Annotated in this window: 23 protein-coding genes; 9 read left to right on the top strand and 14 right to left on the bottom strand. The window is 65.5% G+C overall.

Annotation, left to right across the window (positions count from 1 at the left end; translation table 11 throughout):
- Positions 1 to 2: 2 nt before the first annotated feature.
- From J3S28_RS10250 to J3S28_RS10275, 6 genes are all read right to left on the bottom strand, one after another.
- On the bottom strand, positions 3 to 1,043 hold the full coding sequence (locus tag J3S28_RS10250) for a PPE domain-containing protein (protein ID WP_207840205.1): 1,041 nt from the start codon (positions 1,041 to 1,043) through the stop codon (positions 3 to 5).
- Positions 1,044 to 1,063: 20 nt separating this feature from the next.
- Complete coding sequence (locus J3S28_RS10255; protein ID WP_207840207.1) at positions 1,064 to 1,369, bottom strand: PE family protein; 306 nt, start codon at positions 1,367 to 1,369, stop codon at positions 1,064 to 1,066.
- A 41-nt stretch (positions 1,370 to 1,410) separates the two neighbouring features.
- On the bottom strand, positions 1,411 to 2,739 hold the full coding sequence (locus J3S28_RS10260; RefSeq protein WP_307797018.1) for a hypothetical protein: 1,329 nt from the start codon (positions 2,737 to 2,739) through the stop codon (positions 1,411 to 1,413).
- Positions 2,740 to 2,758: 19 nt separating this feature from the next.
- Positions 2,759 to 3,076 carry a type VII secretion target gene (locus J3S28_RS10265; RefSeq protein ID WP_207840209.1) on the bottom strand — a complete coding sequence of 106 codons (318 nt, stop codon included), beginning with the start codon at positions 3,074 to 3,076 and terminating at the stop codon, positions 2,759 to 2,761.
- Positions 3,077 to 3,174: 98 nt separating this feature from the next.
- Positions 3,175 to 3,540, bottom strand: coding sequence for a YbaB/EbfC family nucleoid-associated protein (locus J3S28_RS10270; RefSeq protein ID WP_207840211.1), 366 nt, complete (start codon positions 3,538 to 3,540; stop codon positions 3,175 to 3,177).
- On the bottom strand, positions 3,537 to 3,809 hold the full coding sequence (locus tag J3S28_RS10275; RefSeq protein WP_307797019.1) for a hypothetical protein: 273 nt from the start codon (positions 3,807 to 3,809) through the stop codon (positions 3,537 to 3,539). Before J3S28_RS10275 ends, J3S28_RS10270 begins: the two co-directional genes overlap by 4 nt.
- 231 nt (positions 3,810 to 4,040) lie before the next feature.
- Here J3S28_RS10275 and J3S28_RS10280 point away from each other — a divergent pair, with 231 nt between their 5' ends.
- Both J3S28_RS10280 and J3S28_RS10285 read left to right on the top strand, forming a co-directional pair.
- Positions 4,041 to 5,498 carry a MinD/ParA family ATP-binding protein gene (locus J3S28_RS10280; protein ID WP_207840215.1) on the top strand — a complete coding sequence of 486 codons (1,458 nt, stop codon included), beginning with the start codon at positions 4,041 to 4,043 and terminating at the stop codon, positions 5,496 to 5,498.
- 29 nt (positions 5,499 to 5,527) lie between these two features.
- A complete protein-coding gene (locus J3S28_RS10285) occupies positions 5,528 to 6,013 on the top strand; it encodes a TM2 domain-containing protein (protein WP_207840217.1) in 486 nt (161 codons plus the stop codon).
- Between the two features lie 81 nt (positions 6,014 to 6,094).
- On the opposite strand, the gene truA is transcribed toward J3S28_RS10285, so the two are convergent.
- From truA to infA, 8 genes are all read right to left on the bottom strand, one after another.
- Positions 6,095 to 6,937 carry a tRNA pseudouridine(38-40) synthase TruA gene (gene truA / locus J3S28_RS10290; protein ID WP_237341356.1) on the bottom strand — a complete coding sequence of 281 codons (843 nt, stop codon included), beginning with the start codon at positions 6,935 to 6,937 and terminating at the stop codon, positions 6,095 to 6,097.
- 81 nt (positions 6,938 to 7,018) lie between these two features.
- Entirely contained in the window at positions 7,019 to 7,600 is a 582-nt protein-coding gene (rplQ, locus tag J3S28_RS10295) for a 50S ribosomal protein L17 (RefSeq protein ID WP_084835442.1), read from the bottom strand.
- A gap of 52 nt (positions 7,601 to 7,652) precedes the next feature.
- Positions 7,653 to 8,708 carry a DNA-directed RNA polymerase subunit alpha gene (locus J3S28_RS10300; RefSeq protein WP_084835441.1) on the bottom strand — a complete coding sequence of 352 codons (1,056 nt, stop codon included), beginning with the start codon at positions 8,706 to 8,708 and terminating at the stop codon, positions 7,653 to 7,655.
- 132 nt (positions 8,709 to 8,840) lie between these two features.
- Positions 8,841 to 9,446, bottom strand: coding sequence for a 30S ribosomal protein S4 (rpsD, locus tag J3S28_RS10305; RefSeq protein ID WP_084835440.1), 606 nt, complete (start codon positions 9,444 to 9,446; stop codon positions 8,841 to 8,843).
- A 22-nt stretch (positions 9,447 to 9,468) separates the two neighbouring features.
- Positions 9,469 to 9,876 (bottom strand): 30S ribosomal protein S11, encoded by a 408-nt coding sequence (gene rpsK / locus J3S28_RS10310; protein ID WP_084835439.1) that lies wholly within the window; start codon positions 9,874 to 9,876, stop codon positions 9,469 to 9,471.
- Between the two features lie 3 nt (positions 9,877 to 9,879).
- Positions 9,880 to 10,248, bottom strand: coding sequence for a 30S ribosomal protein S13 (rpsM, locus tag J3S28_RS10315; protein WP_084835438.1), 369 nt, complete (start codon positions 10,246 to 10,248; stop codon positions 9,880 to 9,882).
- Between the two features lie 180 nt (positions 10,249 to 10,428).
- Positions 10,429 to 10,542, bottom strand: a complete 114-nt coding sequence (rpmJ, locus tag J3S28_RS10320) for a 50S ribosomal protein L36 (protein ID WP_040515091.1) — start codon at positions 10,540 to 10,542, stop codon at positions 10,429 to 10,431.
- Positions 10,543 to 10,626: 84 nt separating this feature from the next.
- Positions 10,627 to 10,845 (bottom strand): translation initiation factor IF-1, encoded by a 219-nt coding sequence (infA, locus tag J3S28_RS10325; RefSeq protein WP_020109371.1) that lies wholly within the window; start codon positions 10,843 to 10,845, stop codon positions 10,627 to 10,629.
- 334 nt (positions 10,846 to 11,179) lie between these two features.
- On the opposite strand from infA, the gene J3S28_RS10330 reads away from it, so the two are divergent.
- The 7 genes from J3S28_RS10330 to J3S28_RS10360 all read left to right on the top strand — a co-directional run bounded on the left by J3S28_RS10330 (position 11,180) and on the right by J3S28_RS10360 (position 20,000).
- The gene (locus J3S28_RS10330) at positions 11,180 to 11,497 is read left to right on the top strand and encodes an L-rhamnose mutarotase (protein WP_207840219.1); all 318 of its coding nucleotides are present in this window, start codon (positions 11,180 to 11,182) and stop codon (positions 11,495 to 11,497) included.
- Positions 11,498 to 11,577: 80 nt separating this feature from the next.
- Complete coding sequence (locus J3S28_RS10335) at positions 11,578 to 12,972, top strand: MFS transporter (protein WP_207840221.1); 1,395 nt, start codon at positions 11,578 to 11,580, stop codon at positions 12,970 to 12,972.
- Between the two features lies 1 nt (position 12,973).
- Complete coding sequence (gene rhaI / locus J3S28_RS10340; protein ID WP_207840224.1) at positions 12,974 to 14,143, top strand: L-rhamnose isomerase; 1,170 nt, start codon at positions 12,974 to 12,976, stop codon at positions 14,141 to 14,143.
- A 40-nt stretch (positions 14,144 to 14,183) separates the two neighbouring features.
- Positions 14,184 to 16,220, top strand: coding sequence for a bifunctional aldolase/short-chain dehydrogenase (locus J3S28_RS10345; RefSeq protein WP_207840225.1), 2,037 nt, complete (start codon positions 14,184 to 14,186; stop codon positions 16,218 to 16,220).
- A complete protein-coding gene (locus J3S28_RS10350; RefSeq protein ID WP_207840227.1) occupies positions 16,217 to 17,692 on the top strand; it encodes a rhamnulokinase in 1,476 nt (491 codons plus the stop codon). Before J3S28_RS10345 ends, J3S28_RS10350 begins: the two co-directional genes overlap by 4 nt.
- Positions 17,689 to 18,933, top strand: coding sequence for an alpha-hydroxy acid oxidase (locus J3S28_RS10355; RefSeq protein WP_207840229.1), 1,245 nt, complete (start codon positions 17,689 to 17,691; stop codon positions 18,931 to 18,933). Before J3S28_RS10350 ends, J3S28_RS10355 begins: the two co-directional genes overlap by 4 nt.
- A gap of 56 nt (positions 18,934 to 18,989) precedes the next feature.
- A complete protein-coding gene (locus tag J3S28_RS10360; protein ID WP_207840231.1) occupies positions 18,990 to 20,000 on the top strand; it encodes a LacI family DNA-binding transcriptional regulator in 1,011 nt (336 codons plus the stop codon).
- The last annotated feature ends 81 nt before the right edge of the window (positions 20,001 to 20,081 follow it).

Here is a 20,081-nt window from a genome sequence, read left to right on the forward strand (position 1 = left end):
GCTCACCGGTCCTGGTCCCCCGCGCCAAGCACGGCGGGTATCGATGTGGTCGAAGGCAAATCTAGTACCCCGCTGCTGTAGCGAGGATCAGAAGGCTCGACCGCAGTGGCAGGTCGATCAAAATGAGCCCAGTCGATCATGGTGTTCGCGGTCTCGGTTCCGCCGGCGTCGATACCCGCCGACGGAACCGAACGCGATTGACGTGCCGACGTTTCGCTGTTCGGCATCAGACCGCCCACCATCGGAGCCATCGGCGGAATCGGAGACGTCGGCCTGGGTGCTGCGGTGGAGGCCGCGGGCTCCGCGACGGTCGGCCCGACACTCGACCCCGCCACCACCGTGGCCGCGAAGCGAGACTTCTCGCGAGGCGCGGCGGCGGCGATCGGCACGGCCACAGGCCCCATCCCTGCCGATCCACCTGGCGCCGTCGGCAACCCCGGTGCCGCGGGCGCGGAGCGGTGCTGCCGGGAAGCCTCCTCCGATGCCAGCGCTACGGACGAGACGACCTCCGGCGGAGGAGGGTTTGTCCATGGACGAGCCAGTGGCTCCGACGCCGACTCGTAGGTCTCCATCACGCGCGCAGCGCGTTGCTTCTGGTCGTGCAGCGCACGTTCGGCGTCGGCTGCCACACCCCCGATGGGGGTGCCCAGCGCTGTTCCCACAGCCGCAGCCGTGTCCCTCACCCCTTTGGTGACCTCTATCTCGGGGAGATTCGGCATGGCGAGCCGGGCGACCGTGGTCGCCGCGCACTGAGCCGCGACCCGTCCTGCATTGTCCGCCGCGGCCGCGGCCGCATCGACAAACCACGGTGCCAGCGTCCTGAGCTTGGCGAACGCATGGTCCGAGTGCGCCGATTCCCACGAAATACCCAGCCTGGCCATGATTCTCAGGTAATCGACACCGGCGTCGGCGAGGACCGCCGACAACCGGGTCCAGCCGGCACCGGCGTCTGCCATCGACCCCAGCCCGGCACCGTCGCCGAGATCCTTCGCCAACTGCTCGGTCGGTCTGGCCTGCCAGACCACATTCGTGAAACCTGTCATCGTCTGTCCTCACCGCCCGGTCAGAGGCGGAAGGCCTCCTCGATCGTCTCCTCGGCCCCCCGGTATCCGACGGCCTGCGCGCGCAGAACTGCGGCAATCTTCCGGAGCTCGTGCACCCCGGCAGAGGCTCCCCCGGCAAAGGTCTCGGCGACCTCCGACAGGGTGGTGGCCGCCGCAACCGATACCTCGTCGCGCCCCGCCGGATCGACCGATAGATTCGGCTTCTCCTGCGCCAGTGTGGCCGCCAATCCGTCGGCGAGCGCGTCCAATTCGATGGCCGCCCTCAACAACTCGTCGGAATCCACATTCAACTGATCGCTGCCCACTGTTGCTCCCCGTTTGCTGTCAGGTCAGAAAATTTTGCTGGTCAGACTTCGTGATCGCGGGCCGGTGGACCCAGGCGCAGGCGCACATCAGGCGACGGCGCAGGGTCCGGTGCCTGAGTCTCGCCGATCACGGCAGGTGCGACATCCGAGATCTCTCCGATGATGCGGCTCCCGTTCAGCTCGGTCACCAGGTAGTCAGCGGCCTCGTGCTGATCATCCGACGCGCCGGCGCCGCGTCCGGCTCCCATCGCTCCCATCGGAGCCATCGGACCCCCCATGCCTGCGGGCACGACGGTGCTCTGAGTGCGATTCGGTGGACCGCCCGCTCCCTCCGGGCTCGGTCCACTCATCAAACCGGGCGCCGTCCGCGCACTCAGCGGACCAGGTCCACCACCGCCGGGTCCCGATCCGCCACCGCCGCCACCGCCGCCACGGCCCGCACCCGCCAGACCCGCGAGTCCGGCAGGAACTGTTGTCCCCAGTTCACCGTTCTTGGTGTCATACGCGCTCTTCAGCTGAGCCTCATGGGTTTTCAGGAGTTGACCACCCGCGGAACTCGTCATGGTGCCGAGTTTGCCGACCCCGGTGACCATCGGCTTCCCGACCCCGTCGAGCACTGTGCTCGCGATGGAGAAGGGCGAGGGTCCGGCAGCGGGGGCGCCCGTCACCGGGACGGGCTGCCCGTTCATCACCATGTGGCTCGTGGGTGCGAGAAGTTGGGCACGCGTGGCGGTGACCACGGCGGTCGCCTCGGCGAGCCCCTCGGCCGCGACCCCCAGCGCCAGCGCCTGACCCGGTGGTGTCACCAGGATCGGCGCCGACGCGGCGATGATTCCGATCGTCTTCGCAATGATCCCCTGCACCAGGGACAGCCCGGTGCCCACGATGGCTGCGGCAGCCTGGGTGTCGATCGACATCACCCCACCCTGGGTGGACAACGCCGCGGTGTCAGCGCCTGCCTGTGCGCCCTTGACCGTGGTGGCCGCCGCCGCCTGTCCGGTCCACACCTGGTCGAGAGCCTTGAGTGCGCTCGAGCCCATCCCCATGGACATCTCCAGTATCTGCGAGAGGCCCTCGAGGATCATGGTCGGATCGATATCTCCCCCACCGAGATCGCCTGTTCCGAAGCCACCGAGCAGGTCGGTGATCGGCTTGATCAACACACTGAGATCGAGTGGTGGCAGCGGCGGAAGACCCGGCAGTGGCGGAACGGCCGGCAATTCCGGTAGGCCGGGCAGGCCGAGGTCCGCGAGGACTTGACTGACCGGTGTATCCAGGATCGGACCCAGCGGACTCGACTCGACGAGTTCGCGGATGGTCGGATCCAGCGGCGGCGCGGCCGGATCCGGTGTGATGTTCGGTGTGCTCACGTGGTCCCCCGACCGGTCGCTACAGCGCTGACTCGATGGCCCTGAACTGGCTACCCGCTCCGTCGTCGGTCTCGGTGAACTCAGCGGCGGTCGCCAGCGCGGCGGCTGCAGTGCCCGCGTGCACCGCTGCGAGCTGACCCACCGCGAGCAGGTGGCCGGCCTGCGCTTGCGCGAAAGCGAGCAGGAACTCCTGGCCGATGAGACCGAACACCGGAACCATTGTCGCGACATTGGCAGCCGCGTTGATCGACCCGGCGGTGGCCACCGCCGCGGACATCACCGCGGCAGTGTCTGCGTAGGCCGCTATCGCGGCTGGTACCGCGGTGAGTTCGGACATTCTTCCCCCATGTGTTGTGAACCCGGAATTACTCACGAACTGGTTCGCAGATGCCGGCATACCGGGACCCCGGCTGCGACATCTGACGTATCTGACGCCTACGACTCCGATCCGGTTCCCCGCGTCGGCGGAGTCGGTGTCAATGACGCCGGACGCGAGTCGACGAGTTCGGCGAACGAGGTGGTGAAGTCCTCGAGTATCGCTGCCCGGCGGGCGAATGCCCGACCTGCTGCGACCCCGGCAGTTGCCACGATCAGCTCGCCGAGCGCATCGCCGCCCAGGGTCAGCGCAGACGGCGCGAACCACAACCCGGTCAGTGTCCCCACCCCGTCGACCTCCGCGGTGACGTGATCGCCCGGCGATGTCTCTCGCGCCGAGATCGCGGCCAGGCGCTCGTTGACCTCATGCAGTCCGTCGAGTTGGCGCCGGGCCCTGGCCTCCAGCTCATCCATGGCCCAGCTCATACCGACCTCATCCAACTGCTCGGCGCACCGGCGTCGGCGTCGTCCTGATACTCGGCCCGCGCCAGATCGTCGGCCCTCGGCAGTTTCATCTGGTCGATGATGTCGCCGCTCACGCCGCGTGCCCTGAGTTCCTCCCGACGCGCCACCCCCGCGTGCATGGCAGCCTGCTGACACAGCCGAAGTACCTCTGCGGCCAGGGCCGACGGATCTTTGCGTAGTTCCGTCGGCTCGAGCCGGACCGCCGTCGGCAAGCCCTGTTCTGTCGTCACCACTGTGATGGTCCCGGTGCGCGAAGTCGCCGCAGCCATAGATGTCCCCCCTTGTTCGACCCCTGGCTGGAGACGATACCCACAACACCGGCGAAGTGGTGCTCAGACATTCACCGGTTCTTCTCTTGGTCTATGCTCCCCTTAACAAACGGTCGGGGGCGGCTAAAAGTGCACGGTTTGCCTGCGTCGATTTGCCGCAGAAGACCGAACGTGCCAACAGGGGGCTGTTCCGTGAGCTACAACAACGCCGATGTGCCGGCTCCGCCGCCGTGGTTGCAGGCCGACGCCGACATCGATCTTTCGCAATTCGAACGTTCAGAAAGCTCAGCGCCACAGCCAAATCCATCCCCCGCTCCTCCGCCGGTGGATGCGCAAGCCATTCCGTCGCAGCAGGAGCCGCCCGCACAGGTACCACCCGCGTACCCACAGCAGCAGTCCTACGGAATTCACACGCAGGCGTCGGGCGCGACATTCGCACCCGCCCCCCTGCACGCCGAGGCGCCTCCGCACACCACGCCACCGGCCGGTCCGGCTCAGTTCGCAGCGGAACCACGGCACAGCCAGGGCTTTGCGCCGCCGGCGGCCTATCCCCCACCACCGGGACCTCCCCAGCACGGGCCGCCGCAACAACCTGTTCCAGGACAGCAGTATCCACCTCAACCCGGGCCACCCCAACCCGGACTGCAACAGCCGGGATACGGGCAACCTCCCCAATCCCCTCCCTACGGCAACGGTGGTTATGGCCCGGCCAGTCTCGATGAGGTCGCCCTGCTCCGCAAAGCGCGCCGCGCCCCTGCGAGCGGGTGGCGGCGTACGGTTCACAAACTGTCGGCGGGCACCATCAATCCGGGTGAGTCACCAGATGACCTGGTCTACAAGCAATTGCTGGAGCGCGTCAACCAACCCGTCCGCGGTGACTATCGCATCGCGGTGCTCTCCCTCAAGGGCGGGGTCGGTAAGACCACGACCACAGTGGGTTTGGGTTCGACCTTTGCATCGTTGCGGGGTGATCGGGTGATCGCCGTCGACGCCAATCCCGACCTGGGCACACTTGCCCAACGGATTCCACAGCAAACCCGTTCGACGGTGCGCGATCTGTTGTCCGATGAGTCGATCTACCGCTATTCCGATGTGCGCGCGCACACCTCACAGGCGCCGAGCAGGCTGGAAATTCTTGCTTCAGAGCGTGATCCGGCGGTCGCGGAAGCATTCAGCGAAACCGACTACCGCGGCGTGATGACCGTTCTCCAGCGGTTCTACAACATCATCATCACCGACTGCGGTACCGGCCTGAGCCACTCGGCGATGAACGGTGTTCTCGACATGGCCAACGCACTCATCCTCGTCACCTCACCGGCAATCGACGGCGCCCGGAGTGCGGGGGCCACGCTCGACTGGCTTCAGGCACACGGCTTCGGGCACCTCGTCAGCAGCGCGGTGGTGGTCTTGAGCTCTTCACGTCCGGGCGCATCGTCCATCGACACAGATCAGCTCAGTGCACATTTCTTGACCAGATGTCGGGCGGTGCAACAGATCCCATTCGACGATCACCTCGCCGAGGGTGCCGAGGTCGATCTCGACCTTCTCGGCAGAGCGACCCGGCGGGCGTTGGTGGAGATGGCGGCGACGGTGGCGGACGACTTTCCGTCCACCACGATCAGACGTAACGAGCCGTACACCAGTTCTTGATCCCCACGGCCGACCAGTAAGGTGAAGCGATGAGTTATCCAGGCCCATATGACAATTCAGGTACACCGGAGTGGAAGGACAGTCAGCCATACCAGGGTCCGCCGGGATACCCGGCACCCTACGAGGCGCCGGCTCCGATGTTTCAGGCTCCCACTCCATACGGACAACCAACATATGGGCCGTCGGCTTTCGGTCCCGTCGCCGGGTTCTCCGGCGATCCGGGCGCACCCTTCGGACGCGATCCGTACACCGGCGAACCCCTTTCAGACAAGTCGAAAGTGGTTGCCGGTCTGCTGCAACTGTTCCTGGGCGGGTTCGGCGCCGGCCGTTTCTACATCGGCTCCAATGGCATCGCGATAGGGCAACTGTGCGCTCTGATCGCCGGATGGGTACTCGCGATCGTCTTGATCGGCTACATCATCCTGCTGGGACTGGGCATCTGGGTGATCGTCGATGCGATCATGATCTTCACCGGCAGCGTCCGCGATTCCCGCGGACTCAAACTCAGAGACTGACTCGCTGCCACCGATGATGTGTTGTTCTGGCGGCCGCCACCTGCGGTTTCGTTCGCCAGAACAGCCCATTTTCGGGACGGGTCAGTCGCCGCAGCAGCCGTTCGGGTCGATCGCGGTACGGGTCTCGCGGGTCACGGCGTTGCGCTGCGCCAACTTGCTGTCGGCCGGGTAATCGACACCGACCAGACTCAGACCGCATGCCGGCGCAACCGGGACCTCACTCGAGCGGCTGCGTTGCTGCAGCAGTCCCGCGCACCACTGCACCGATCGACGCCCCTCACCCACGGTCGCAACTGCCCCGACGAGTGAACGCACCATCGACCAACAGAATGCATCGGCGCTGACCTGCGCGACGAGGACCCCGAAGTCGTCGCGCATCCAGCTGAAATGTTGCAGTTCGCGCACGGTCGTGGCCCCGTCGCGGCGGCGGCAGAACGCGGCGAAGTCGTTGAGCCCCAACAACACACCCGACGCATCTTCGAGCAGATCGGCGTTCAGCGGCCGTGGCCACGCCGCGGTAGTCCGGGCCGACACCGGCTCTGCACCCCACGGGTCATCGGCCAACCGGTATTCGTAGTGCCTGCGCAGCGCGGAGAACCGCGCATCGAATTCAACAGGGGCCTCCTCGATGTCCTTGACCCGCACATCGGTGGGCAGCATCTTCGCCAGTCGGCGCACCAGCTTTCCCGGATCCCCCGCGATCGACCGGGTCTGAAACGATGCTTCGCTGACGTCGAAGTGTGCGGCCTGGCCCGTCGCATGAACGCCCGCGTCGGTGCGGCCTGCAACAGTGAGGGTGACCGGCTCTCGCAGCACTGTACTCAGCGCTTCTTCGAGAACCCCACATACCGTCCGCTGTCCGGGTTGCCTGGCCCAACCTGCGAAATCGGTTCCGTCGTAGCCGATCTGCATCCGCAACCGCATAACGACCCTTCCCCTATGACGAAGCCCGCCACCGGATGTTCCGGTGACGGGCTCGCCAGAAAACGTTGACGCGCAGGCGTCTTACTTCTTGTCCTCGTCGACGATCTCGGCGGCGCTCTTGGCCGTCGTCTCATCGGTCAGACCTTCGGCAACTGCCTCGGCGTTCTCGACCTCGGCATCGGTGGCGTCGGCCTCCACGGCCTCGACCACGTTGTCGTCAGCCGAATCGGCTTCGACGACAGCCTCATCGGCCTTCTTCTTGGAGGCGGCTGCGCGGGTCGCGCGGTCGGCTTCCGACGAAGCGGTCTTTTCCTTCACCAGTTCGATCACTGCCATGGGGGCGTTGTCGCCCTTGCGTGGCAGCGTCTTGATGATGCGGGTGTAGCCACCGGGACGATCCGCGTAGAACGGGCCGATCTCGGCGAACAGGGTGTGCACGACGTCCTTGTTGCGGATGTCTTTGAGCACCTCGCGACGATGGGCCAGGTTACCGGCCTTCGCGTGGGTGATCAGCTTCTCCGCGTAGGGACGCAGCTTCTTCGCCTTGGCTTCGGTCGTGGTGATCCGGCCGTGCTCGAAGAGCGAGGTGGCGAGGTTCGCCAGCATCGCTTTCTGGTGCGAAGCCGACCCGCCGAGGCGGGTACCCTTTGTGGGCTTGGGCATTTCGAACTCCTAGGGTTCGCTCTCGACCTCTCGGTCGTGAGCTGGGGTCTGGTTAGAGCTGTTCGGTTTCCGCGAAGTCTTCGCCGGCAGCGTCGTCGGAGAATGCAGCGTCGTCGGACCAGGTGCCGGTGGCAACGTCGTATCCGGCCACCTGGGACGGATCGAAGCTGGCCGGGCTGTCCTTGAGTGCCAGGCCGAGCGCGTGCAGCTTGACCTTGACCTCGTCGATCGACTTCTGGCCGAAGTTCCGGATGTCGAGAAGGTCCGATTCGGTGCGGGCCACGAGCTCGCCGACGGTGTGCACTCCCTCACGCTTGAGGCAGTTGTACGACCGGACAGTGAGTTCGAGGTCCTCGATCGGAAGGCTGAACGATGCGATGTGATCGGCCTCGGCGGGCGAGGGTCCGATCTCGACACCTTCGGCTTCGACGTTGAGCTCACGAGCCAGTCCGAACAGCTCGACCAGGGTCTTGCCGGCCGAGGCCAGCGCGTCCCGCGCGGTGATGGAGTTCTTGGTCTCCACATCGAGAACGAGCCGATCGAAGTCGGTGCGCTGCTCGACGCGGGTGGCTTCCACCTTGTAGGTCACCTTGAGCACCGGCGAGTAGATCGAGTCGACCGGGATACGGCCGATCTCGGCGCCGGACGCCTTGTTCTGGACGGCGGGGACATAGCCGCGACCGCGCTCGACGACGAGCTCGATCTCCAACTTGCCCTTATCGTTCAGGGTGGCGATGTGCAGATCCGGGTTGTGCACGGTGACGCCTGCCGGGGGCACGATGTCGGCGCCGGTGACCGCGCCGGGTCCCTGCTTGCGCACGTACATGGTGACCGGCTCGTCTTCTTCCGAGCTCACGACCAAGCCCTTGAGGTTCAGGATGATGTCGGTGACGTCTTCCTTCACTCCGGGGACGGTGGTGAACTCGTGAAGCACCCCGTCGATCCGGATGCTGGTGACAGCAGCGCCGGGAATCGACGAGAGCAGGGTGCGACGAAGCGAGTTGCCGAGGGTGTAACCGAATCCTGGCTCAAGCGGCTCGATGACGAACTTCGAGCGGTCTTCCGCGATGATCTCTTCGGACAGTGTGGGTCGCTGTGAAATCAGCATCTATCTTCTTCTCCTCTTGGACGCCCGCTATATGACGACCTAGACAACGGAACTTCTGCGGCGGGAGGCCGCGGAATACGAATCAGCTTGTGCTGGTTCGGGCTTACTTCGATCGGGCGGTGCCCGAATGCTCTACTTGGAGTAGAACTCGACGATGAGCTGCTCCTGCAGCGGCACGTCGATCTGTGCGCGCTCGGGCTCCGAGTGCACCAGGATGCGCAGCGTGCTGGGCACGACCTGCAACCAGCCCGGCACCGGACGATCGCCCTGGATTTCCTTGGCGATCTGGAACGGGGTGGTCTGCAACGACTTCGGGCGGACATCGATGATGTCGTAGCGAGAGACGCGGTAGCTCGGGACGTCGACCTTCACACCGTTGACGGTGAGGTGTCCGTGGCTGACCATCTGACGGGCCTGACGACGGGTACGAGCCAGTCCGGCGCGGTACACGACGTTGTCGAGACGGGTCTCGAGCAGACGCAGAAGCTCGTCACCGGTCTTGCCGTTGCGACGGTTGGCTTCTTTGTAGTAGAGGCTGAACTGCTTTTCCATCACGCCGTAGGTGAAGCGGGCCTTCTGCTTCTCCTGCAGCTGGAGCAGGTACTCGCTCTCCTTGATCCGTGCGCGGCCATGCTGGCCGGGCGGGTAGGGGCGACGCTCGAACGCCTGGTCTCCGCCGACGAGGTCGACGCGCAGACGGCGAGATTTGCGGGTTGCGGGTCCGGTATAACGAGCCATTTTCTAGTCCTCTTCTTTCCCGTTAGACCCGACGCCGCTTGGGCGGACGGCAACCGTTGTGCGGCTGCGGGGTGACATCGGAAATGGTGCCGACCTCGAGGCCGGCGGCCTGCAGTGATCGAATTGCGGTCTCGCGGCCCGAACCCGGGCCCTTCACGAAGACGTCGACCTTCTTGACGCCGTGTTCCTGCGCCTTGCGGGCAGCACTCTCGGCGGCGAGCTGCGCGGCGAACGGGGTGCTCTTACGCGAACCCTTGAAGCCGACGTGGCCCGAAGACGCCCAGGCGATGACGTTGCCGGCCGGATCGGTGATGGAGACGATGGTGTTGTTGAACGTGCTCTTGATATGCGCGCTGCCGTGCGGGACGTTCTTCTTCTCGCGACGACGAGTGCCCTTCTTGGGGCCGGCGCTACGTGACTTAGGAGGCATGGATTACTTCTTCTTCCCGGCGATGGTCTTCTTCGGGCCCTTGCGGGTCCGGGCGTTGGTCTTGGTGCGCTGTCCACGGACAGGCAGTCCACGACGGTGACGCAGACCCTGGTAGCAGCCGATCTCGATCTTGCGACGAATGTCGGCCTGCACCTCACGGCGCAGGTCACCTTCGACCTTGACCGAGGCCTCGAGGTACTCGCGAAGCTTCAGAACGTCTTCGTCGGTGAGGTCCTTGGCCCGCAGATCGGCGCTGAGTCCGGTCGCGGCAAGGATCTCCTTGGAGGTGGTGCGGCCAACTCCATAGATGTAAGTCAGTGCGATCTCCAGGCGCTTTTCGCGCGGGAGGTCTACACCAGCAACACGTGCCATGTGGCGTTTCCTTTGGTTCTCGGAGGTCTGCTCCCAGTCCGTCCCCTGCTCTGCGAGGGGCCCCGGCCTCCGTGCCGGGGGTAGGCGGTGATCCGTTTATCGCCGCTGGTGCTGGAAGGTCTTCTAGTGCCTGTATTCAGTTGTGTCTCGCTCTTGCAAGCGATCTTGCGAGGGTGCTGATCAGCCCTGACGCTGCTTGTGACGCAGGTTGTCGCAGATCACCATGACCCGGCCGTTACGCCGGATCACCTTGCACTTCTCGCAGATCGGCTTGACGCTCGGCTGAACCTTCACGTCTCGATCTCCTTCAAAGCCCCGCGGCGCAGCGCAATGCTGCACCACAGCTGGTGTTCTTACCCGGAGGTGTCCGGGAAGCCTTTACTTGTACCGGTAAACGATGCGGCCGCGGGTCAGGTCGTAGGGCGACAGCTCCACGACCACGCGGTCCTCGGGCAGGATGCGGATGTAGTGCTGCCGCATCTTGCCGCTGATGTGGGCGAGCACCTTGTGGCCGTTCTCCAGCTCAATGCGGAACATTGCATTGGGCAGGGGTTCGACAACTCGACCCTCGACCTCGATCGCGCCTTCTTTGGCCATAGCCTCCACGATTCTGGTGTGTTCACCACACCTGAACAGTTCTGTTCGATTACCTTCGTGGCACGCCCGTGTCCCGGATATTCGAGTGACAGCTGGCAGAGGACTCGACAGAGTTCTGCGGATCTGGGCACGAAAACAACCCGGCGCGGGTGCACCGTTGATCTACTTTACGCTGCTGCGCTGCTCAGGACAAATAAGTCCGATCTCCCCCACCCCCGGCAGTCGACGCCGGCTCGAAACTCCCCCTTGACGCGATCACATCTGGCGGTTTACCGTGACTCCACTCACAAATTGAAACGTTTCAAAAGCGTTCGCCACCGATAGGCCGCCCCGCATGCAAAGAGTGTGTTTCACGATGAATCTGCAACCGGACCGCATCGACGATTACCTCGCCGCCCACAAGGACGTCTGGCCCGAGATGCTCGATGCCCTTCGCTCCACAGGCTGGCGGAACTACTCGCTGTTCCTGCGGCCAGACGACGGACTGGTCGTCGGATACCTCGAGACCGACGATTTCGACCGCGCCCGCGAGCTTATGGCGCAGACCGCGGTGAACGAGAAGTGGCAGAGCCAGATGGCCGAGTACTTCAATACCGGCACCAACCCCGACACCGCGCTGACCGTTCTCGACGACTATTTCCACCTCGCTTGACCCTCCCCTCGTTTTCCTCGTTTTTCCCTCGTTTTGTGCCGCAGTACCCTCCCATCTCATAAACCCCTGAAGGAGACCCCATGAAAATCGGGGCAAAGAAGACCACCGGTTGGAAGGCGACCATCTCGGTCGCCATGTCCAACTACATCGAGGCCGGCTCGATCATCGCCATCGCCACCAGTCTCGGCTTCTGGCAGGACGAGTTCGGCATCAGCAACTTCGCCGTCGGGTTGCTCGCCGCGCTCAGCGCCAACGCATTCGGTGCCGCGATCGGTGCCGCCATCGGAGGTCCCCTGTGTGATCGCTACGGCCGCAAGGCGATCTACACCTACGACCTGATCGTCTACATGGTCGGCGTTTTGCTGGCCGCGTTCGCCATGAACTTCGGAATGCTGATGATCGCGTTCGTGGTCACCGGTATCGCGGTCGGTGCCGGCGTCCCCGCGTCGTGGACCTACATCGCCGAGCAGGCCCCTTCTGGCGCTCGCGCCAAGCACGTCGGCACCGCCCAGCTCGCGTGGTCGGTCGGACCGCTGGTCGGCTTCGCGCTGGCCGCCGCACTCGCCCCGCTCGGACTCCTGGGATCGCGCATCATCTTCCTACACCTGTTCGTCGTCGCCGCAGTGGTCTGGTGGATCCGGCAGGGGCTGGTCGAATCGAAGATCTGGAAGGACGAGGGGCGCGAGAACGTCGATGCGCCGCAGACGTCCGCCTCGGGCGGAGAAGGCCTGCGTGGCCTGTTCTCGAAGAAGGTCAACATCACCGCCCTTCTCGTGCTCATCGGCATCTATGGCTTCTGGAACACCGTCGCCGGCCAGGCGGGCATCTTCATGCCCCGGGTGTACGAGACCGCAGGCCTCGAGAGCGAGGTCCAGCAGAACCTGCTGCAGGTGCTGGTCTGGGGCATGACGGTACTGGCCACCTACTTCGTCTTCATGCGTCTCGCCGACCACATGTCGCAGCGCCTGCTGTTCGCGCTCGGCGCCATCCCAGGCATCTTCGCCTGGGGCGTGCTGGTCCTGTTCACCGACGGCGGCATGACCACCCTGCTCATCTTCGCGATCTGCTGGGGCATCTCGAGCGGTGTCGGTGCGCAGGCCTTCTACAGCCTCTGGGCCAGCGAATTGTTCGCGACCCCTTACCGGGCCAGCGCTCAGGGCATCATGTTCTTCGTGGTCCGCACGGCCACCGGCCTGCTGAGCTACTTCTTCCCCACCCTGCTCGCCGCCACCGGTTTGGCCTGGGTCGGACTCATCCTGATGATCTGCCTGACCGCCTCGCTGATCGTCGGGGTCGTCTGGGCCCCCAACACTCGCGGCAAGGAACTCAAGGACATCGAGATCGAACGCTACGGCGAGCCGATCAGTCCCGAACTGACGACCACCACACCTGCAACTCGACATGATCCGGTCCGACACGAGCCGTCCCCGACGGTGCACGTACCGGCGTCAGCAGGCAACACAGGAGGCAACTGACGTGAGAAACCTCAACACAGATGCAATTGAAACGTTTCAGAACCTGGCCATCGAGCTCCCTTCCTGGGCGTTCGGGAACTCCGGGACGCGGTTCAAAGTCTTCGGCACCCCCGGCACCCCCGGCACAATAGAGGAGAAGATCGCCGACGCCGCGACCGTGCACCGATTCACCGGACTGGCCCCGAAGGTCGCACTCCACATCCCCTGGGATCTCGTCGACGACTTCGGGGCCCTGCGCAGCTACGCCGCCGACCTGGGGGTCGGCCTGGGAACGGTCAACTCCAACACCTTCCAGGACGACGACTACAAGTTCGGCAGCCTGACCCACACCGACAAGCATGTGCGGCAGAAGGCGATCGACCACCACCTCGCGTGCATCGAGGTCATGAACGAAACCGGGTCGCGCGACCTGAAGATCTGGCTCGCCGACGGCACGAACTACCCCGGACAGGGCGACATCCGCGGCAGGCAGGATCGCCTCGCGGAGTCACTCGCGACCATCTACCAGCACATCGGCCACGAACAGCGAATGGTGCTGGAATACAAGTTCTTCGAGCCCGCGACGTACATGACGGATGTGCCCGACTGGGGAACCTCCTACGCCCAGGTCAGCGCGCTCGGTGAGCGTGCCCTGGTCTGCCTCGACACCGGCCACCACGCACCGGGGACGAACATCGAGTTCATCGTGGCGCAGTTGCTGCGGCTGGGGAAGCTCGGTTCGTTCGACTTCAACTCGCGGTTCTACGCCGACGACGACCTGATCGTCGGTGCGGCCGATCCGTTCCAACTGTTCCGCATCATGTTCGAGGTCATCCGCGGCGGTGGCCTCGCCACCGGGTCGCCGGTCGCCCTGATGCTCGATCAGTGCCACAACATCGAGGAAAAGATCCCCGGACAGATCAGGTCGGTGCTCAACGTGCAGGAGATGACCGCCCGCGCACTGCTCGTCGACACCGACGCGCTGACCGCCGCCCAGGAGGCGGGAGATGTGCTGGGCGCCAACGCCATCTTCATGGATGCGTTCTACACCGACATCCGGCCCGATCTTGCGACTTGGCGAACCGAGCGCGGTCTCCCGGCCGATCCGATGGCCGCATTCGCCGACTCCGGATACCAGGAAGAGATCGCCGCCGTCCGCGTCGGCGGTACGCAGTCCTCCTGGGGCGCTTGAGCATTCCACACCACCCACTACCCTCTCTAAGGAACAGCGAATGACGAACGAGACCGTCACCCAACTGATCGAACGCTCCAACCGACTCGGCGCCAACCCCAAGAACACCAACTACGCGGGCGGCAACACCTCCGCCAAGGGCACCGAGCGCGACCCGGTGACCGGCCAGGACGTCGACCTGATGTGGGTGAAGGGTTCCGGTGGAGACCTCGGCACCCTCACCGAGAACGGTCTCGCCGTGCTGCGACTGGATCGCCTGCGGGCGCTGACGGGTGTGTATCCCGGCGTCGACCGCGAGGACGAGATGGTGGCCGCGTTCGACTACACCCTGCATGGGCGCGGCGGCGCAGCACCCTCGATCGACACCGCGATGCACGGCCTGGTCGAGGCCGACCACGTCGATCACCTGCACCCCGACTCCGGTATCGCGATCGCCACCGCCGCCGACGGCGAGGCGATCACGAAGCAGATCTGGGGCGACCGGGTGATCTGGATTCCGTGGCGGCGACCGGGATTCCAGCTCGGACTCGACATCGCCGAGGTCAAGCGCCAGAATCCGCAGGCGATCGGCACCATCCTCGGGGGCCACGGCATCACCGCGTGGGGCGAGACCTCCGAGGCGGCCGAAGCCAACTCACTCGAGATCATCGCGGCCGCGGAGGAATTCATTGCAACCAACGGCCGGCCGCAGCCATTCGGTCCGCCGCTACGGGGTTTCGGCCCGCTGAGTCCGGCCGGCCGTCGCGCGAAAGCCGCTGCGCTGGCACCGACCCTGCGCGGACTGGTGTCCACCGACAACGCCCAGGTCGGGCACTTCACCGACACCGACCCGGTCCTCGAGTTCCTCACCGGCGCCGAGCATCCCCGGCTCGCCGCACTCGGGACGTCGTGTCCCGATCACTTCTTGCGCACCAAGGTCAAGCCGATGGTGCTGGACCTGCCGGCCGATGCGCCCATCGAGGACTGCATCGCACGTCTGCGGGAGCTCCACAGCTCCTACCGAGACGACTACACCGCGTATTACAACCGACACGCCACCGAAGACTCCCCCGCCATGCGCGGGGCCGACCCGGCGATCGTGCTGATCCCCGGTGTCGGGATGTTCAGTTACGGCAAGAACAAGCAGACCGCCCGGGTGGCCGGCGAGTTCTACCTCAACGCCATCAACGTCATGCGCGGCGCCGAGTCGATCTCGCACTACCTGCCCATCGACGAAGTCGAGAAGTTCCGGATCGAATACTGGGCCCTGGAAGAGGCCAAGCTCGCCCGGATGCCCGAGCCCAAGCCGCTGGCCACCCGGATCGCCCTCGTCACGGGTGCCGCCTCGGGCATCGGTAAGGCCATCGCGACCCGGCTCGCGGCCGAAGGTGCGTGTGTCGTGATCGCCGACCTCGACGAGGACAAGGCAGCGGCTGCAGCGGCCGAGATCGGATCCGCCGATGTCGCGATCGGTGTGCGAGCCGACGTGACCGACGAGGCGCAGGTACAAGCCGCGGTCGAGGCCTGCGTCCTCGCGTTCGGCGGTATCGACCTGGTGGTGAACAACGCCGGACTCTCACTCTCGAAGTCGCTGCTGGACACCACGGCCGCCGATTGGGACCTGCAGCACAACGTGATGGCCCGCGGGTCGTTCCTGGTGTCGAAGGCTGCCGCCAAGGCACTCATCGATCAGCAGATGGGCGGCGACATCCTGTACATCTCGTCGAAGAACTCGGTGTTCGCCGGCCCCAACAACATCGCGTACTCGGCGACCAAAGCCGATCAGGCACATCAGGTTCGACTGCTCGCCGCCGAACTCGGCGAGCACGGCATCAAGGTCAACGGCGTCAACCCAGATGGAGTGGTCCGTGGATCGGGCATCTTCGCCGGCGGCTGGGGCGCGAAGCGCGCCGCGGTCTACGGTGTCGCCGAAGAAGATCTCGGCGAGTTCTACGCCCAGCGCACATTGCTCAAACGCGAAGTGCTGCCGGAGAACATCGCCAACGCGGCGTTCGTGCTGTGCAGCTCTGACATGTCGCACACCACTGGCCTGCATGTGCCCGTCGATGCCGGTGTGGCCGCGGCATTCCTGCGATGAGCAAGGGCTCACGCATGGCCGAGCTGGCCGCCGTCGACCTGGGAGCGACCAGCGGTCGGGTGATGCTGGCCCAGGTCGGCGGCGGCCGGCTGGACATTCGCGAGGTGAATCGATTCCCCAATGGTCCCCTCCCGATCTGGGACGGCCACCGGACGGCGTTGCACTGGGACGTACCCGCCCTGTACTCGCATATCCGCGACGGCTTGTCGTCGGCAGCACGTCAGGCCACGGATCTGATCGGGATCGGGGTCGACTCGTGGGCAGTCGATTACGGGTTGCTGCGCGACGGGCGCCTGCTCGGCCTGCCCTACCACTACCGAGATGACCGGAACCGCGCCGGCGTCTCGGCGGTTCACCAAGGGATCGATCCCGCAGTGCTCTACGCCCGCAACGGCTTGCAATTCCTGCCCTTCAACACCGTGTACCAACTGATGGCGGAAAAACAGGCCGGGACACTCGAGCTCGCCGACCGGGCACTGCTGATCCCGGACCTCATCGGGTACTGGCTCACCGGCCAGATGGCGACCGAACGCACCAACGCCTCGACCACCGGGCTGCTCGGCGCGGACGGCATCTGGGACAGTGAACTCGAACGTACGCTCGGGCTGCCCGGCGGGTTGTTCCCTGCGCTCATCGAACCAGGCTCCGAACTCGGTGCGGTACTGCCGCAGATCGTCACGCAGCTCGGGCTGCCGTCGTCGGTCACAGTGAGCGCCGTTGCCTCGCACGACACCGCCTCGGCGGTCGTCGCCGTCCCGATGCGCCCGGAATCGGCCGCATACATCTCGTGCGGCACCTGGGGGCTGGTCGGAGTCGAGGTGGCCCACCGCGTCGTCGATCCCGCGGCTCGAGTCGCCAACTTCACCAACGAGGTCGGGGTGGACGGTCGAATACGGTTCCTCCGCAACGTCATGGGCCTGTGGCTCCTGAGTGAGTCCGTCCGGCAATGGGAGCGCGAAGGCACTGCCGTCGAGCTGTCCCGCTTGCTCGACGAGGCAGCCCAGGCACACCCACCGGTCGAACTCTTCGACACCGATGACCCGGAGTTCCTGGCACCCGGCGACATGCCGGCGCGTATCGCGCAGTGGTACACCAGCCGCGGCCTTCCCGTGCCGGCCGACCGCGCCCCGATGGTTCGAGCCATCCTGGAGAGCCTCGCGGGAGCTTTCGCCCGTCGTGTCCAGGAGGCGGCATCGCTCTCGGGCACTGACGTCGAGGTGGTGCACATAGTCGGCGGCGGCTCCCGAAATCGACTGCTGTGTCAGCTCACCGCAGACCGACTCGGCCTCCCGGTATTCGCCGGCCCCGTCGAAGCCACCGCGATCGGCAACATCCTGGTCTCCGCCCGCACCAAAGAGCTGCTCGCCGACGATCCCGAGAGCGCACGCGCGCTGGTCGCCGCCACCTTCCCACCCGAACGTTTCGAGCCGCGTACTGCGGCCCACGCACACCACCTGAAGGCAACCCGATGACACGACACAGCACTGTGAGACGACAACTGCCGAAGGTCCATGACCTCGCACCCCTCATGAAGTTCAAGAAGCCTGAGTTCGACGCCACGAAGCGGCGACTGGACGCCGCGCTCACGATCGAAGACCTACGCCGCATCGCCAAACGCCGCACCCCGAAGGCCGCCTTCGATTACACCGACGGTTCGGCCGAGGCCGAGATCTCCATCGGCCGTGCCCGAGAAGCCTTCGCGGATATCCAGTTCAATCCGGCCATCTTGCGTGACGTCTCCAAGGTGAGCACCGGTTGGGAGGTCCTCGGCGCCCCGGTGTCGTTGCCGTTCGGTATCGCGCCCACCGGTTTCACCCGCATGATGCAGACCGAAGGCGAGATCGCCGGCGCCCATGCCGCAGCACGGGCAGGCATCCCCTTCTCGCTGTCCACGATGGGTACCGCGTCCATCGAGGATGTCCAGGAGGCCAATCCGCAGGGGCGCAACTGGTTCCAGCTCTACATGTGGAAAGAACGCGAACGCTCGATGGCCCTGGTCGACCGGGCCGCCAAGGCCGGTTACGACACCCTGCTCGTGACTGTCGATGTCCCGGTCGCCGGCGCGCGTCTGCGGGACAAGCGCAACGGGATGTCGATCCCACCTGCGCTCACCCCGGGCACAGTCCTCAACGCGCTGCCGCGCCCGAAGTGGTGGATCGACTTCCTCACCACCGAACCGCTGGCCTTCGCCTCCCTCGATCGCTGGTCGGGCACCGTCGCCGAGCTGCTGGACACCATGTTCGATCCGACGGTGACCTTCGACGACTTGGCCTGGATCCGCGATCAGTGGCCCGGCAAGATCGTCGTGAAGGGCATTCAGACCGTGGCCGACGCACGAGCCGTCGTCGACCTGGGTGTCGATGGCATCGTGCTGTCGAATCATGGTGGACGACAACTCGACAGGGCACCGATTCCCTTCCATCTGCTCCCCGAGGTCGCCCGTCAGGTCGGTTCCGACACCGAGGTCATCCTCGACACCGGCATCATGTCCGGGGCAGACGTCGTCGCGGCCATCGCGCTCGGCGCCCGTTTCACCCTGATCGGCCGGGCTTACCTCTATGGCCTCATGGCAGGCGGCGAAGCAGGGGTGAACCGGGCCGTCGACATCCTCGCCGAACAGGTCGAACGCACCATGCGGCTACTGGGTGTCACCTCGCTCGAAGAGTTGACCCCGGCGCACGTCACACAACTGACCCGGCTCGCTCCGCGCTAGCCTGTCGGTGGACGCGGGGTCGGGTTCCCGCCCGGAGGTCGGAAAGGGAAGCAGCGATGTCGGTGAGCATGCGCGAGGTGGCCGCAGCCGCATCGGTGTCCATCGGGACCGTGTCGAATGTGCTGAACGCTCCCGACAAGGTCGCACCGGCGACTGTCGATCGAGTGCACAAGGCGATCACCGAACTCGGCTTCGTACGCAACGATGCTGCGCGGCAACTCAAAGCAGGTAGGTCGCGCTGCGTAGGCTTGATCGTCCTCGATGTGGGAAACCCGTTCTTCACCGATCTCGCCCGGGCCGCAGAGCGGCAGGCGGCGGAGAACAACCTGACCCTCCTGCTCGGTACGTCCGACGACGACGTCGCCCGCGAGCACATGTACATCGAGACCTTCGACGAGCAGCGGGTTTTCGGGGTTCTGGTGTCGCCGGTCGGCGACGATCTCAGTCGGCTGGAAGCGTTGCATCAGCGCGGAACGCCCGTGGTCCTCGTCGACCGGAACGGACAGGGGACGGTGTTCCCGTCGGTCACCGTCGACGACGTCGCCGGCGGCGCGCTGGCGTGCACGCACCTGTGCGAGACCGGGAGGCGCCGGCTCGCCTTCATCGGCGGCCCCCGCGGCCTGCACCAGGTGGCCGACCGACTGCGCGGCGCGCGTCAGGCGATCGCCCAGGTGACCGGCGCAACGCTCGAGGTGATCGAAACGCCATCGCTGAGTGTGCTGGCGGGTCGCGCCGCGGGCGAGGAGATCCGCAGGCGCCCGGCGAACGAGCGTCCCGACGCAATCTTCTGTGCCAACGACCTCGTGGCCATCGGGATCCTGCAAGCCCTGACGATGCTCGGCGACATCGCGGTACCGCGCGACATCGCGCTCATCGGCTACGACGACATCGACTTCGCCCGTTCCGCCGTGGTCCCCCTGTCGTCGATCAGCCAGCCGAGCCGCCAGCTGGGGTCCAGCGCCATCGAGCTGCTCGTCGACGAGATCTCCCGGTCCCCACAGACCCCGCCCCGCCATGTGCTCTTCCAGCCGCGGCTGGTCATCCGGGCCTCCACCGCGCCCGCCTGACCCGCTGACCGGGCTGGATCGACCAAGGCCCTCGAGCACTTTCCCTGGTGCTATCGACCACCATTGTGGAACACTCGTTGT

The organism is Williamsia soli (genome assembly GCF_017377795.1).
Lineage (GTDB): Bacteria > Actinomycetota > Actinomycetes > Mycobacteriales > Mycobacteriaceae > Williamsia > Williamsia soli.

Bases quoted from the DNA above. Each gene is read 5' to 3' on its own strand.
- infA (WP_020109371.1), bottom strand. From the start codon at position 10,845: ATGGCCAAAGAAGGCGCGATCGAGGTCGAGGGTCGAGTTGTCGAACCC.
- rpsK (WP_084835439.1), bottom strand. From the start codon at position 9,876: ATGCCTCCTAAGTCACGTAGCGCCGGCCCCAAGAAGGGCACTCGTCGT.
- rplQ (WP_084835442.1), bottom strand. From the start codon at position 7,600: ATGCCCAAGCCCACAAAGGGTACCCGCCTCGGCGGGTCGGCTTCGCAC.
- J3S28_RS10335 (WP_207840221.1), top strand. From the start codon at position 11,578: ATGAAAATCGGGGCAAAGAAGACCACCGGTTGGAAGGCGACCATCTCG.
- J3S28_RS10265 (WP_207840209.1), bottom strand. From the start codon at position 3,076: ATGTCCGAACTCACCGCGGTACCAGCCGCGATAGCGGCCTACGCAGAC.
- J3S28_RS10250 (WP_207840205.1), bottom strand. From the start codon at position 1,043: ATGACAGGTTTCACGAATGTGGTCTGGCAGGCCAGACCGACCGAGCAG.
- J3S28_RS10350 (WP_207840227.1), top strand. From the start codon at position 16,217: ATGAGCAAGGGCTCACGCATGGCCGAGCTGGCCGCCGTCGACCTGGGA.
- J3S28_RS10330 (WP_207840219.1), top strand. From the start codon at position 11,180: ATGCAAAGAGTGTGTTTCACGATGAATCTGCAACCGGACCGCATCGAC.
- J3S28_RS10345 (WP_207840225.1), top strand. From the start codon at position 14,184: ATGACGAACGAGACCGTCACCCAACTGATCGAACGCTCCAACCGACTC.
- J3S28_RS10355 (WP_207840229.1), top strand. From the start codon at position 17,689: ATGACACGACACAGCACTGTGAGACGACAACTGCCGAAGGTCCATGAC.
- truA (WP_237341356.1), bottom strand. From the start codon at position 6,937: ATGCGGTTGCGGATGCAGATCGGCTACGACGGAACCGATTTCGCAGGT.
- J3S28_RS10270 (WP_207840211.1), bottom strand. From the start codon at position 3,540: ATGAGCTGGGCCATGGATGAGCTGGAGGCCAGGGCCCGGCGCCAACTC.
- rpsM (WP_084835438.1), bottom strand. From the start codon at position 10,248: ATGGCACGTGTTGCTGGTGTAGACCTCCCGCGCGAAAAGCGCCTGGAG.
- J3S28_RS10300 (WP_084835441.1), bottom strand. From the start codon at position 8,708: ATGCTGATTTCACAGCGACCCACACTGTCCGAAGAGATCATCGCGGAA.
- J3S28_RS10360 (WP_207840231.1), top strand. From the start codon at position 18,990: ATGTCGGTGAGCATGCGCGAGGTGGCCGCAGCCGCATCGGTGTCCATC.
- rpsD (WP_084835440.1), bottom strand. From the start codon at position 9,446: ATGGCTCGTTATACCGGACCCGCAACCCGCAAATCTCGCCGTCTGCGC.
- J3S28_RS10285 (WP_207840217.1), top strand. From the start codon at position 5,528: ATGAGTTATCCAGGCCCATATGACAATTCAGGTACACCGGAGTGGAAG.